Below are 13,734 nucleotides of genomic sequence, written 5' to 3'. Positions count from 1 at the left end.
ATGACGAAAAAACTAAAGGTACTGACAGTCGTTGGCACCCGACCAGAAATCATCCGCTTAGCAGCAACCATTAAACGGTTGGATAAATACACGGACCACGTGCTCGTACATACCGGCCAAAATTATGATTACGAACTAAACGAAGTGTTTTTTGAAAACCTCGGACTCCGCCGCCCGGATCATTTCCTGGAAGCAGATACCAGTTCCTTGGGCGCGGTTTTGGGAACAATCCTCACAAAAGTGGAGTCCGTGCTTACTAGTGAAAAGCCCGACGCCATGCTTGTCCTCGGTGATACCAACAGCTGCATTTCCGCGCTGATGGCACGCAGAATGAAAATTCCTGTTTATCACATGGAAGCCGGAAACCGCTGTTTTGATGAAAATGTTCCCGAGGAGGTCAACCGCCGCCTCGTTGACCATGTGGCTGACTACAACCTTGTCTACACGGAGCATGCGCGGCGCAACCTGCTGGCTGAAGGAATTCATCCGTCTCGAATCATGCTTACTGGTTCGCCGATGCGGGAAGTGCTGGATGCGAATGCGGCGCAGATCGCCGCCAGCAACGTGCTGGAACGTCAGGACCTCACCGCTGGCGGGTATTTCCTCGTAAGCCTGCATCGTGAAGAGAATGTCGACAGCGTCCCGCGACTCACCTCCGTTCTAGAAGCCCTGAACCAACTCGCCAGCGCGTACGAGCTGCCCGTGCTGGTCTCGACCCATCCACGCACCCGTAAGCGGCTGGCTGAATTGCCGGAAGAATCGAGGGGTTCCCTCACATTTCACCCCCCCTTCGGATTCCACGACTACATTGCGCTGCAGCAGTCGGCGAAACTCGTACTATCCGACAGTGGAACGATCAGCGAGGAGTCGGCCATCCTAGGCTTCCCGGCTGTTACTCTGCGCGACTTCATCGAACGCCCCGAGTCCATGGATACGGCCGGAATTATCACCGTAGGCGTCTCTGCCGACTCAATTCCTGATGGCGTCCGCATAGCTCTGGAGGAGTTCGACTCTGACGGTTCGGCCGCTTTACCTCCGGAATACCAGGTAGCAGATACTTCGCGGCGCGTCGTGAGTTTCATACGCTCCACGGCGCATAGCCATGGCCAGCGAAGCGGTATCAGGAGCCAGTAGCTAGTTGAGTTCAAAAATCCGCGCATACAACTGGAAGAAAGCAAAATGATCATCACGGATCGGAAAGTCGTCATCGTTGGACAAGGCTATGTAGGCCTTCCGGTTGCGATGAGAGCCGTCGAAGTCGGCTACTCCGTCGTCGGCGTTGATTTGGACAAGAACCGCATCGACTCACTCAACGCAGGCGAGTCATACGTCGACGACATCTCAAACAGACAATTGAGGTCTGTCCTCGACTCCGGCCGGTATATCGCGACGACGGACTACGCTGAGACGCAAGGGTTCCGCGTCGCCGTCATCACGGTACCGACGCCACTCCGGGAGAGCCTTCCTGACCTTTCCTTCATTGAGGAATCCGGCCGCTCGCTGGCAGCCAACCTTACGGCAGGAGCGGTGGTCGTTCTCGAATCCACTACTTACCCGGGAACCACTGAAGAACTGTTGGTGCCCATTCTTGAGGAGGGGTCCGGCCTGCAGGCCGGCACTGACTTTCATGTGGGATACAGCCCGGAGCGTATTGATCCTGGAAACAAAACCTGGGGTTTCGTGGAGACCCCCAAGGTCGTATCGGGGATCAACTCTGCATCCCTCGGACACGTTCAGCGCTTCTACGATGACCTCGTAAACCAGACCGTGCCGGTCAGTTCCCCCAAGGAAGCCGAACTGACCAAGCTCCTTGAAAATACATTCCGGCACGTGAACATCGCATTGGTGAATGAACTTGCCATTTTTGCCAATCAACTCGGTGTGAATGTCTGGGAGTCCATTGAGGCGGCAGGCACGAAACCTTTCGGCTTCATGAAATTCACGCCGGGCCCTGGCGTCGGTGGACACTGCCTGCCTGTGGATCCGAGCTACTTGTCGTGGCAGGTTCGCCGGAAGCTGGGACAGAATTTCCGGTTCGTTGAGCTTGCCAATGACATCAATGACAACATGCCCAGCTACGTTGTGCAGCGGATAGTGGAATTGCTCAACAATAAGGGCAAGGCTGTGAAAGGATCGGCCGTGCTCCTGCTTGGGCTTGCATACAAGAAAAATACCGGCGATATTCGGGAGGCGCCTTCAGTTCGCTTGGCTGAGCTCCTCCGTGGGATGGGCGCTGAGATATCTGCGGTAGACAGCCACGTTGAGCCTCACCGGTGGCCGGCCGGGATCACACAAGCTGCTTGGTCAGCAGACGCTGTTGAAAAAGCAGACATTATTGTCCTCCTCACGGACCACGATGACATCTCCTATGACCTCGTGGACAGGGAGGGCGCGCTCGTATTGGACACCAAGAACAAGTTGACCGGCAGCCGGGTGCACGCGCTGTAAGTGCGTCCTTCCAAACGGTCAGTGGTCCGAGCGCGTATTCGATTAGGAGAGTAAATATGGAGATCTTGATAACGGGCGGATGCGGGTTCATCGGCACCAACCTGGTGAATCATCTTTTGGCGCGGCCCGACGTGGAACGCGTGCGGACCTTGGATAACTACGTGACGGGCCGTCGTCGTGACGTTCCGCATCCGCGCGTCCAGGAAATAGAGGGAGACCTTCGAAACTACGACGACGTGGTGCGGGCCACCGAGGGAGTCGACGCAGTCGTCCATCTGGGTGCCCTTCCATCAGTCCCGCGGTCAATCAAGGATCCCTTTTCCACGAACGCCGTGAACATCGACGGAACGCTGCATGTGCTCGAAGCGGCTCGAGCCACCGGGGTTCAGCATGTGAGCGTTGCTTCCTCATCGTCGGTGTACGGTGCCAACCCTGCTCTTCCAAAGACCGAATCGCTCGCGACTTTGCCGCTCAGTCCCTATGCCGTGACGAAGTTGGCCACTGAGGCGTACACAAACGCCTACTCCACGAGCTACGGCCTTAACACCATTGCCTTCCGGTTCTTTAATGTCTTCGGACCGCTTCAGCGAGCTGACCACGTGTACGCCGCCGTGATCCCGAAGTTCCTGGCAGCACTTAAGAAGAACGAACCATTGACCATTTTTGGTGACGGCGAGCAGTCACGTGACTTTACTTCCATCCATGCTGTTACTGACGCGATCGCCAAGGCTGCCCTGCGTACCGTGACCTGCGAGACGCCGGTGAACCTAGCTTTCGGCACGCGTACCTCGCTTAACGGAGTGGTGGCACTTCTGCAGGAACTGCACAGCAGCCCAATAAAAGTTGAGTATGTGGAACCGCGCCCGGGTGATGTGAAGCATTCGCAGGCCTCCTCCGAACTGCTTCGTTCATTGTTACCGGATGTTGTGCAGCCCGACTTCGTCCACGCGCTCAAGGAAGTCTATGACTGGTACATGGCACTCTAGGTCGGGTTGTTGTGGGGGCGGTGATGACTGAGCAAACGGCCCCCACAGCGTATTCGGGCACTGAATCGGCGGAGCAATCACGGACGAAGTCCCTTGTGTTTGGGATCTTCACCGGGCTAGCATCCCGGGTGCTGATTCTCGCCGCGCCACTCCTGACGATTCCGGTTACCTTGCATTATTTGGGACCTGAACTGTTCGGGTTTTGGATGACAGTTGTGTCCCTCACGGCAATGGCCATGTTCGCTGACCTTGGGCTCGGTAACGGCTTGCTCACACGATTGGCGCCGTCTGTCGCCGCCAGAGACTTTATAGCTGCGAAAACATTGGTTAGCACTGCCTACGCGTCGTTAGGTGCGATGGCGCTTGTACTAATGGCGTTCGTCATCCTTCTTGTGCCGTCACTTGACTGGGCTGCTTTCTTGAAGCTGGATGAGCGCTTGGACCCGAATGCGGTCCGGAATGTGGCGATACTCTGTCTGACAGCATTCGCAGTCACAGTCCCTTTGTCACTGGTGCAGCGAGTGCAATATGCGTTCGGTGATGCCTGGAAAAGCAACGTCTGGCAGATTGTTGGCGCTGTCCTCACCGTCGCGGCCGTCTATGCCGCGTCCTACTCGAACGTTGGGTACACCCTGGTCGTTGCAGCGGCCGTATTCTCCAATCCGGCCATCATGCTTCTGAACAACTTCGTCTACTATGCCCGCCACCCGGAGATAAGACCCGCATTTCGTTCCGTTTCCGCCTCTGCTGCCGGAGCGCTTTTGCGAGTGGGGCTGGGCTTCCTTTTCCTATCGGTGCTGACCTCGGTTTCCCTTAACGCAGATAATCTCATTGTTGCCCGGATCGCCGACCTAAGTGCGGTGAGCGACTTCTCGATTGCGACCAAGCTTTTCTCGCTGCTTGCAATGGCCATCACTCTCGTTGCACTGCCATTGTGGCCCGCAAACGGTGAGGCGCTTGCAAGGGGTGACACGGCCTGGGTCCGGAGAACAACCCGCAAAATGGCCTATTTTTCTGTTGCCTTGGTCGGTTTGGGGGGAGCCCTGCTCCTGCTGCTGCGTAACGTCATCGCGGGCCTCTGGATAGGTGACGGGCACACGATTCCATGGGAACTAGCATTCAATTTAGTCATGTGGTCACTATTGCTCGGGTTCTCCTCACCGTTCTTCAGTGTACAAAACAGTATCGGACTACTTCGATACCAGTTCGTTGGGTGGGTTTCGTTCGTTGTCATATCCCTCCCCTTAAAGATTTACTTCGGCGTTCTATGCGGAGTGCAGGGCATCCCCCTGGCTGGGGCGATTGCCTACTTGGTGACACTGTGCCCGGCAGCCATCCTTGGCTATCGAGCAACTTTAAGGAGCGTATGTGAGACCGCCAAGAACTGACCGAGAAACTTCCGGTGAACTCCACGTGGCCTACGTTGGCCCTATCGATTTTCCATCGTCGTCGGCGCCGGCCCAGAGAATGTTGGGGATAATCCAGGCCTTAAATGCCGCTGGCGACCGTGTTAGCGTGGGCTCGGGCGGCTACGGCGAGTATTCGCCTACCGCAGTTTCCAGCCGTATGCTGGAAGTGACAGGACTCCGAGAGCTGCCCGACCCGGGGTGGCCGAAGTTGCGACGGATAGTTCGTGGGCTTAGCTGGGGCACAGCAACGAGAAACTGGATCCGAAAGATGGATCCTGCGCCAGACGTGATTCTTGTTTACGGAACGGCCTTCGGATACTTGGCCCGACTCATCCCGCTTGCACACCGCTTGGGAATTCCACTCGTCCTCGATGTCACAGAATGGTATGAAGCATCCCATCTTCCGGGGGGGAGATGGGGGCCCTTTGCCATGGCTAATAGTCTTTCCATGCGATGGCTTGCTCCGAAGGCAGACGGTGTCATCCCAATTAGCCGCTTTCTTGAAGATTACTTCTGTAGGAAGGGCGTCCCCACGCTACGGGTGCCCCCTCTGTTCGACTTTGAAGACAGACCCGAGGCATCCCTAAACCAAGACGACCCCTTGACGCTGTGTTACGTCGGTTCTCCAGGGCTAAAGGATCGGCAGACTATTAGCAATCTGGTCCTTCTTCCCAGCGCGCTCGGAAGTACGCGCGATCAACTGCGCATTCATATCGTGGGCGTTGAGAAGTCGGCAGCAGCGGCCTTGCTTGGCGACGAGGCAAGAGCTGCCATAGGGCACGAGAGCCTTGTGTTTCATGGCCGTCTCGCGTCCTCCAGTGCTCGAGAAATAATTGCCAACAGTCACTTCTCTGTATTACAGCGGGGGTCGCAGCAGTATGCTCAGGCTGGATTCCCGTCAAAAGTTCCGGAAAGCCTCTTACTGGGGACGCCCGTGATGTCTAACCTGACAAGTAATCTCGCCGATGTCCTTGTGGACGGGAGGAACTCTTCTATCTTGCCGGACGCGAGTCTGGAATCACTTGTATCAAAGGTATCAATAGCTCTCTCCAGCCCATATGAATATAGCAGGAAGGAAGTTGCCTCTGAGGCGCGAATATGCTTTTCTCCAAAGAGTCATGCAGATCCTCTTCATGCCTTCCTTTCGGTCGCATTAAGTCCTTAGGAAAATAATGTTCGTGTACAACCAAGATGAGGCGTAAATGCCCCTAAAGTTAGTCAGCCCTTCGTATTTAGTCAGGGTTGGCCTGTTTGATCCGGTAGGTGCGGTGAATCCCCTGCGGCGAGCAGGCCTGTAGTTTCTGAACTTTCGGGACCGGCATGTCGAAACGCTGCAGGGCGTCGGGGGCCCATGCGACCGCCCTGGCAGTAAGTTTTGCACGGGGACTGGCCAGCGGGTGTTCCTCGGTGAAGGTGGTTCCCGGGCAGTCCGGATCCGGGCAGCGCCAAACTCGCTTGGCCCACAGCAGCCGCACCGGCCTGCCGAAACAGGGAATGTCATGGAGCCGGACGTGGCGGCGTCCATGGCCAACAGCGACGACCCCGCAATCAGGGCAACCGGCGAAGTCATCACCGGTCGCGATGTGCAGAAGCAGTCCGGCTCCGGTCGCTGCGACAGAGCTGACGTGTATGCCTTCGACGCCCAGCAGCGCATCCGCACGCGTGCACCAGCGCCCACCGGAACAAGACATAGAGTTATTCATGTCAGGGTCTCTTTGCCGTATTGGTTTGCTTGTTCGCTACCAATTCAAAGAGGCCCTGACCTCTTTCCTACTGCACCACGCCGCACCTGAAGCCACGGCGGAGCTCTCAAAGCGCCCTAACCATCCTCATCTGCGAAGAGCCGCTAATGGCGGGTTCCAGTAAGGGTCGAGAGAAACTTGGCGATGCGCTTGCCTTGATTACTTACAGATTTCTCTCGGAGTACATATTCGCGGCCGCGCAACCCACGCTCCACCGCTTTGGGATATTGGCAGCGCACAGCCTCGATAGCACGGGCTAAAGCAGCGACTGAATCATCGTCGGTTAGTTGGACGTACTGCAAATAGTCCGCGCTCAAACCGGCCAGGCGAGTGGTGATCACAGGAGCGCCCAGGGCCATGTACTCGAGAATCTTTGACGGGAACGAGTAACGAACGAATTCCTGAGCTGCGGGACGTGGGTTTATGAGGACCGAAGCTTCCTTTAAACGAGGCATCAACGCAGAGTGGTCAACCAAGCCGCCGTGGAGAATTCGTTTGTCCAGCTTGCATTGTTCCAATACCCACTTATCCAGGGGTCCTTTTCCATACAGGTGCAGCCGGACATCGGGGTCAGTCATGGACATAAAAGCGAGCACAAGGTTCTCGACCCCATACTCAACGTTAATCGCTCCAGCATACGCAATGCGGAATAGGCTGTCAGCTTGGCGCGAGCGGGAGGGGAGAGAAGCCAGTTCATGGTTGGCGAAACCCTCCAACACCAAAGCCGGAACAGTCGGTGCAAAGTCAGCCGCGAGTGCTGGCGTGAGGCATATGATCCCATCAAATCCTGAGGCAAGAAGTCTTACAAGCTTACGGTCAAGGCGTTTCAGCACTCTACTGATGACACCGTCCGCAGCCCGCACAACCCCCGGTGGGTCAGTCATCACCAGACAAATTTGTCGTCCGAGTCCCTTCTTTACAAGTCGCGCGAATACAAGAAACGGTGTATGCACGCCATGTACAACTATTGTTTCTGGATCCTGGTATCGAATGAACCGTGTGCCCGTCGAAAGGCAGGCAAGGAAACGTGTTGCGTGCTTGAGAATAAGCATGTTTACGAATCCAAGAGTAATGCCTCGAACGTTGTCTTGCTCTACTACCGAGGAGCGGATGATCTTGTATGGATATTCCGGGTGATTAGGCACCGGAAGAACCGAAAGGAGAGCGACCTCAAGGCTGGCCGACTTGAGAGCATACACAAGGTTCCACGCAAACCTGTGTGTTTGCGTAGGGAGAATGGCGCTTTGCTGCGCTATCTCGAACAATTTCTTGTCGTCAACAGTGAACCCGAGCAGGACTACCGATGGAGGTTTGTCGGTCAAAGTTCAGCTCCTCAGAATAGTACGGTATATATGGGAAAGATGCTGAGTCATATGCCCGGTTGTGTAGAAACGCTCAATCACGGAGCGGGCCTCCTTCCCCAGCGCGACTCTTTCCTGATTGTTATGAACGAGTCGGCAGATGGCTGAAGCTAGCGCACTGGGATTCTGGGATGGTACCAGGATGCCGCCTCCCTTAGACAAGACCTCCGTGTTTCCGCCGACCCTCGTTGCTATAACAGGAGCTCCTGCAGCCATTGCCTCCAAAAGTGCGTTGGACATGTTTTCGTGCCAACTGGGGAGTATTGCAATGTCTGACGCGGCGAATAGCTCAGAGACATCGTGTCGGAGTCCGAGAATATGAATCTGGACATTCTCAATCAATTGCGCGCGGGCAGATAATGATTCCCGATCTGGACCCTCACCAACAATAAGAAGATGAATGGATTGCGAGTGTACCTCTGCGGGAATTAGGTCCAACGCCTCCAAAAGGTCAAAGCCTCCTTTATCGACCACGAGCCGCCCCACGATAATGAGAACTACATCGTCAGTGCCTATCGAAAGTGCACTTCTGACTGCCCTGCGATTATCGGTCCGAGGAGTTGGGAGATCGACACCGTTTGGAACGACGCCAAGAAGCTTATCGGCGAAAGGTTGTAGTACAGGCTTCTCCATTGCATCCTCGCAAACGGTTACAATGTGGGTTGAAAGCCGCAAAGTCAACGGCTCTAGAATGCTTCCGACGATCCACCGGCGAAATCCTGCTGACCCTGAGACTAGGTCGCGAACTGATCCATGAACTGACACGAGAACTTTTGGCACTCGTGCTACTTTTGCAGCAATCACCCCGTGGAAACCCTCATTACCCAATCCGCGAATATGTGCGATGTCCGGTCGAAAAGTTCGCATTTCCTTTGCCATCATATAAATCATCTTGAGATTGAGTCCTCCCGCCGCGTATGGCTGCGCGACATGTAGGAACTCGAATGATGTGGCAATGTCAGATTCGAGTACTCGTGTTAAGGCCCCGATGGGACCACCAGTTCCCTTGGAACCAAATGAGTGTTGTACGATGCGTGGTTTCGTCATTTACGTCTCAACTCCCGACATGGCGAATTTGCAACCTTTTTTGCTCATGCTCAATCTGAGCAGGTATACAGCCGAGCAATGTAAAAAATCCGACAGTAGCGTAGCGGGGCGTCCTGAGCCGGGTATTTGCCGGAACATATGGGCAAGAAAGTACCTGAGGTTCCTGCGGTTGTCAGGTGGCAAGAGACATCCGATCTGACAGGGTAACCACAGTGTGTGGATTTTTGATTTCTATCAGTCTGGTTTCAGGGACGACGGTCATAGCACGTTCAGCAAAATTGAACACCTGGCGGATGCCCGCGAGTAGTGCGTCGTTCTCGAAGGCGTCGATCGAAAAGCACCGCACAAGATCAGAGCCGATGAGGCCAACAGTGAGGCGCTGTTGGTCGAAACAAACATCCAACTCGCAGAAACCATGTCGACGGTATGCGGCCATCGAAGCTTCTACGGAGTTGATGGAAACGGAAGCGAGCGGAGTGGGAAGGAACCGAGTTACCCAAGCGGCGATTTCCTGCACTTCGAACCCTAGTTTGGTATACAGGGCCCTGGCTGGACCATTGTCGCGGAACACGTCCAAGCTAAGTACTTCCACTTGCGGATACATGCGTAGAAACTCGGTGATAAGTGCACTTGCTACGCCCTGACCGCGTGCGGTGGGTTTTACGCAGATGTAAGACAGATGGCCATTTTGATCCCCGAGCATGCGGTAGTCGGCGAAGCCGACTACTTCCTCCTCCTGTACCACAACGAGGCGTATCCGGTCGGATTGTAGCCCAGGATATTGCAGGGGAACTGACAAGAAGTGCCCTATGCCCTGCTGGGTATAGGTCATGAAAGAGCGCAGGCGGTTGTCAAAGGATCTGTGGAGCAGTTCGACGACAGCTGGGATGTCTTTCTGGCACAAAAAACGTATGATCGGCCGGCTCACTTGCTGCCTCGTCTACTACGCTCTTGGTCTAGATCCAGCATGACAGACCTAGGATCTACTATGACTCCTTGTCGCCGAAACACCTTAGCGACAGTCATGAATAAAATTCGGAAATCCAGCATTATAGACTGGTGCTTCACGTACCAAGTATCGTATTCGAGGCGTCTATCCCATGAAACGGTGTTTCGCCCGTTCACTTGAGCCCATCCCGTTATGCCCGGCTTCACGTCCAGCCTTGCTAATTCGGTCTCTGTAAAGTATTCCGTGTATCTCATGAGCAGAGGGCGAGGACCGATTAGCGACATGTCGCCCCTGAGCACATTCCATAAGCCCGGGAGTTCGTCCAAGCTTGCTTCGCGCAACAAAGACCCTATCTTACCGAGTCGTTTGCTGTCCGGTAATGGTTCTCCTCGCTCGTCCACTTCACTGCCCATAGTACGGAATTTGAGCATCTCAAAGGGTTTGCCGTCCCGACCGGGCCGCGTTTGTCTGAACAAAACCGGCGATCCAAGTTCCTTGCGAACCAACAATGCTGTCACTGCCATCGGGACGCTGGAAAGCACTAAGCCTAGGCTGGCGCCAACGATGTCCATAAGGCGCTTTTGTGCACGTACATGCGGCTTCGCCCAACGAACCCTCTCCAGTACTTCAGCGAAGCGACGGCCACCAACTTTCAGCGACATTCGCTCCTCGTAAAAACGCTGCCCCGCTCTGCCCATCTCGCAAAGCTGAGAATCATTCAGTGCCATCAACTCACGGACTACACGTGCTAGGTCCTGGGGATTCTCCGGTTCGAAGCACATCCCCGCTCCCGCCTCCGTGACTATTTCCGCTGCGTCCCCGCGGACCCCCATTAAGATGGGGCGGCCAGCGAGCAGGTAAGCCTGCGTCTTCGATGGAATGGTAATCGAAAACAACGGGTCGTTCCGTAAATGGACCAGCAACGCGTCAGAAAGGGCAAGGATTTCCCCGATCTCGGATGGCGGGCGCCTCGGCATGAATTGGACATTAGTAAGATGCGATTCGCTGGCCAGATGCTTCAAGTTCTCAAACTCGACGCCCCCACCGACCAAGAGGAAGCGAAGACGCTCCTCGTCCCCCAGTAGTTTAGCCGCGCTTAAGACAGTCCCTAGAGCCTGCCCCTTTCCCATGTTGCCAGCAAAAGTTACGGTAAATTTCCCTTCAAAACCGAGGTCAACAGCCCGCAAAGGAGCAAAGCTGGGATCGATCTGATCTTCGTGAGCCCAATTTGGGATGACTTCTATCCGTCGTGGGGCGATTGAGCGCTCGGAAAGGGCCTTTTGAAATCCATCCGATAGCACTACGATCCGTTCAGCGCTCCTATAGATCAGGTTCATGCCCAATCCGACAATTCTTAGGGGCACCGGATGGTTCATCATTCCTGTTGCCGCCAACGTATCTGGCCACAGATCTTGCACGTCGTAAATATACGGCACACCCTTTACGGCTTTCAGCACCAAGGCGGGAATACCCACCGTTGCCGGAGGATGATACACGTAAGCAACGTCTGGGCGTCTCATGGCAAGTACACCTACTGACGCTGATAAGGCAAAGGTTATGTAATTCAGTGCGCGCCTGAATCCGGACCCGTCATGGCTAGGATAGAGGGGTACTCGAAGAACCTTAATACCGTCGATTTCTTCCCGATGGAAAGCCTTCACACGATAACCATCGTAGAGCACTCCGCCGGGATAGTTGGGGAACCCGGTGACAACATCGACGTCGTAACCGTGGCGCTTCAGCTCCTTGGCCAGCAATAGGCCTTTAAACGTAGGTTCAGGGTCGAACCACTGCGTTATCATCAGGACGCGCGGACGACGTAAACCCCTATCACTCATTTCGCTCCTTTCGGACTTCTATAGTCGCGCAATGGCATCCGGTACGCTGGGAAGTATGCTGACGGGCCAACCAGGTCAACGTCTGCCCCGGCAGCAGAGCGACGTGCTTCTAAAAGTTGCTGGTATGTACCTGGATGAAGTATTCGTTGACCCGTCATAAATTCTACGGCTCCGCTTGGGGCGAACGAACGTTTGTAACGTTCAATGCCATCACCCGGAAGAGCTCCTCCTCCCAGAACATAATTGGTCTTGCCCTTGGAACGGGCCCAGCGAATAACCTCATGCTTGAGCAAATCATTCGGTCGAAGTTCGAAGTACTCCTCCAGCGTACCGCCAAGAAAGGAATAAACGTGGAACCCGGATACGAGTAGAAGCTCGGTGGAGATAACATCTTGCTCATAGAGGACATAGGCATAGGCGAAATATCCCGCGAGGCCGCCATGCAGCGCCTCAAAGAATGTCTTGGGGAATCGGTATGAGTCGTCTGCTTCGCGGCGCTTCATTGTGCTGTCATAGATTCGCAAAAACTCGTCGATTCTCCCCCCGTGCTCATCGATTTCCACTCTCAAGCCGCTTCTTTCGGCCTTCCTGACGTTTTTTCGAACTTTTTTTTCAAAGCTTAGAAACATTGCGTTATCGTCCAACTCCAATGAGCGGACAATATTGCACGATCGGGAAATAACATCTCCCGGATATGGCAGCAGGGCATGCGGAAAGAGGCTGAATCGAATGAACTCGCTGACGACGTTGTTCTCTGTGGCCCAAGCGTCAAACTGTTTCCAGAATTGCGACGAGACAATGCTTGGATCAATCAAGTCCCATGCATATGGGCCGCCATAGCCGTATGGTGTGATGATATCTCGGAGCGTTTCTTCTTGGTGGAGAGTCACGAGATATTGCGGCACATCGCGAAGAATGAAGGGATAGAGAACCGAGCCATTACTTGGCGTGATATAGGCCGCACAAAGAAAACGATCGCCTGGTGCCTTGAAGAGTTTTCCGTAACCGGGATGCGCTCCAACCTCTTTTTCTGGCCACTTCTCCCACGCCGTGACCCAAGAATCGAAGTCGTCGGGATTATCTGCATCCCACAGGCAGAACTGATCTGTCATACTCTTGTACCTTGACCCAATGCACATCCGCTTTGCCTGCATCGCCTATGCCTTGTGTGGACAGGGATGTCGGCCCTGTGCCAGGACAGTGCGTCCGGGGTGGGCCACAATATCAAAGCGCTTTGTCTCTTTACCGTCTTTAACCTCACATGCGGAAGCATGCGGTGGCTTGCTTTGTTTGACGACGGTGGACATCTGACAGTCTTGAGTGACGACGGATCGAATCGTGCGGCCAATTTCAAAATATCCCCAGAATTCTCGGCCCGGCATATGCGGGCTACATCCAAAGCGCGCAGTCCAGGGGCGGATAGTATCGCCGCCCGCCTGCCGCTAGTCAATTGAAGCAATCTCGGTCTGTGCGTGCGATAACAGTCTATATGTCCGCTTGAAGCGAACAGTAATCGTTTGTGATAAGCCTCTTTACTGACGCTTGGAAACCTGTGCCCGAAGGGCGCCACGATCTTAGGAATGTCCCTTGACGTCCGATGGATCGGTTCTGACAGAACTTGGGCAAGTACGGAGTTCGGAGCCGGGAGTAGTCGGCAGGGGAAACTCGGGTACCGCCTACTCGTGCCTAGCGCATTCACCGAGGCTAATTTCGACCCATGGCTCGATATGAGGAAGACAAAGGGGCTGGTGGCCGTACAAGGGCTTCCGTTCCAGCGGCAATGTTCGGATTCAAAAACGGCGCGGCGTGGGTAGCGCACGATGTGTTCGTCACCCGCGACGTTCGTGGCGACGTGCTGGTGGAGCGATGGGATGGACAAGGGGTGAGGTTTGCAGTCGTCCGTAGAGACAGCGAGGGTTTCATGAGAGCTATGTGGTTCAAGCTCAGTGAAATC

11 protein-coding genes are annotated in these 13,734 nt (G+C 54.8%); 5 read left to right on the top strand and 6 right to left on the bottom strand.

Annotated features, from left to right (window positions below; all coding sequences use genetic code 11):
- From wecB to LFT46_RS21370, 5 genes are all read left to right on the top strand, one after another.
- Nucleotides 1–1,134: a non-hydrolyzing UDP-N-acetylglucosamine 2-epimerase gene (gene wecB, locus LFT46_RS15715; RefSeq protein ID WP_236820310.1), complete on the top strand. Its 1,134-nt coding sequence runs from the start codon at nt 1–3 to the stop codon at nt 1,132–1,134.
- A 45-nt stretch (nt 1,135–1,179) separates the two neighbouring features.
- Nucleotides 1,180–2,448 carry a nucleotide sugar dehydrogenase gene (locus tag LFT46_RS15710; protein WP_236820309.1) on the top strand — a complete coding sequence of 423 codons (1,269 nt, stop codon included), beginning with the start codon at nt 1,180–1,182 and terminating at the stop codon, nt 2,446–2,448.
- Nucleotides 2,449–2,504: 56 nt separating this feature from the next.
- The gene (locus tag LFT46_RS15705; protein WP_236820308.1) at nt 2,505–3,434 is read left to right on the top strand and encodes an NAD-dependent epimerase/dehydratase family protein; all 930 of its coding nucleotides are present in this window, start codon (nt 2,505–2,507) and stop codon (nt 3,432–3,434) included.
- Nucleotides 3,435–3,457: 23 nt separating this feature from the next.
- Entirely contained in the window at nt 3,458–4,822 is a 1,365-nt protein-coding gene (locus tag LFT46_RS15700) for a lipopolysaccharide biosynthesis protein (RefSeq protein ID WP_236820307.1), read from the top strand.
- Between the two features lie 79 nt (nt 4,823–4,901).
- Complete coding sequence (locus LFT46_RS21370) at nt 4,902–6,008, top strand: glycosyltransferase (protein WP_442863694.1); 1,107 nt, start codon at nt 4,902–4,904, stop codon at nt 6,006–6,008.
- A 67-nt stretch (nt 6,009–6,075) separates the two neighbouring features.
- Here LFT46_RS21370 and LFT46_RS15695 read toward each other — a convergent pair whose 3' ends face one another.
- From LFT46_RS15695 to LFT46_RS15670, 6 genes are all read right to left on the bottom strand, one after another.
- On the bottom strand, nt 6,076–6,534 hold the full coding sequence (locus tag LFT46_RS15695; RefSeq protein ID WP_236822059.1) for a transposase family protein: 459 nt from the start codon (nt 6,532–6,534) through the stop codon (nt 6,076–6,078).
- A 155-nt stretch (nt 6,535–6,689) separates the two neighbouring features.
- Nucleotides 6,690–7,907, bottom strand: coding sequence for a glycosyltransferase (locus LFT46_RS15690; protein ID WP_236820306.1), 1,218 nt, complete (start codon nt 7,905–7,907; stop codon nt 6,690–6,692).
- A gap of 3 nt (nt 7,908–7,910) precedes the next feature.
- Nucleotides 7,911–8,993, bottom strand: coding sequence for a glycosyltransferase (locus tag LFT46_RS21365; protein WP_442863653.1), 1,083 nt, complete (start codon nt 8,991–8,993; stop codon nt 7,911–7,913).
- Nucleotides 8,994–9,165: 172 nt separating this feature from the next.
- Nucleotides 9,166–9,921, bottom strand: a complete 756-nt coding sequence (locus LFT46_RS15685; protein WP_236820305.1) for a GNAT family N-acetyltransferase — start codon at nt 9,919–9,921, stop codon at nt 9,166–9,168.
- Nucleotides 9,918–11,780 (bottom strand): sugar transferase, encoded by a 1,863-nt coding sequence (locus tag LFT46_RS21190; protein ID WP_272910805.1) that lies wholly within the window; start codon nt 11,778–11,780, stop codon nt 9,918–9,920. The genes LFT46_RS15685 and LFT46_RS21190 overlap by 4 nt, the downstream gene beginning before the upstream one ends.
- Nucleotides 11,777–12,892: a GNAT family N-acetyltransferase gene (locus LFT46_RS15670; RefSeq protein WP_236820304.1), complete on the bottom strand. Its 1,116-nt coding sequence runs from the start codon at nt 12,890–12,892 to the stop codon at nt 11,777–11,779. The genes LFT46_RS21190 and LFT46_RS15670 overlap by 4 nt, the downstream gene beginning before the upstream one ends.
- Nucleotides 12,893–13,734 lie beyond the last annotated feature (842 nt).

Origin of the sequence: Arthrobacter sp. FW306-07-I (assembly GCF_021800405.1) — a bacterium.
Taxonomy (GTDB): domain Bacteria; phylum Actinomycetota; class Actinomycetes; order Actinomycetales; family Micrococcaceae; genus Arthrobacter.
This window is presented reverse-complemented; position numbering and strand designations above follow the sequence as displayed.

Coding starts and splice junctions, on each gene's coding strand:
- LFT46_RS15705 (WP_236820308.1), top strand. CDS start 2,505: ATGGAGATCTTGATAACGGGCGGATGCGGGTTCATCGGCACCAACCTG.
- LFT46_RS21365 (WP_442863653.1), bottom strand. CDS start 8,993: ATGACGAAACCACGCATCGTACAACACTCATTTGGTTCCAAGGGAACT.
- LFT46_RS15695 (WP_236822059.1), bottom strand. CDS start 6,534: ATGTCTTGTTCCGGTGGGCGCTGGTGCACGCGTGCGGATGCGCTGCTG.
- LFT46_RS15670 (WP_236820304.1), bottom strand. CDS start 12,892: ATGACAGATCAGTTCTGCCTGTGGGATGCAGATAATCCCGACGACTTC.
- LFT46_RS15710 (WP_236820309.1), top strand. CDS start 1,180: ATGATCATCACGGATCGGAAAGTCGTCATCGTTGGACAAGGCTATGTA.
- LFT46_RS21370 (WP_442863694.1), top strand. CDS start 4,902: ATGTTGGGGATAATCCAGGCCTTAAATGCCGCTGGCGACCGTGTTAGC.
- wecB (WP_236820310.1), top strand. CDS start 1: ATGACGAAAAAACTAAAGGTACTGACAGTCGTTGGCACCCGACCAGAA.
- LFT46_RS21190 (WP_272910805.1), bottom strand. CDS start 11,780: ATGAGTGATAGGGGTTTACGTCGTCCGCGCGTCCTGATGATAACGCAG.
- LFT46_RS15700 (WP_236820307.1), top strand. CDS start 3,458: ATGACTGAGCAAACGGCCCCCACAGCGTATTCGGGCACTGAATCGGCG.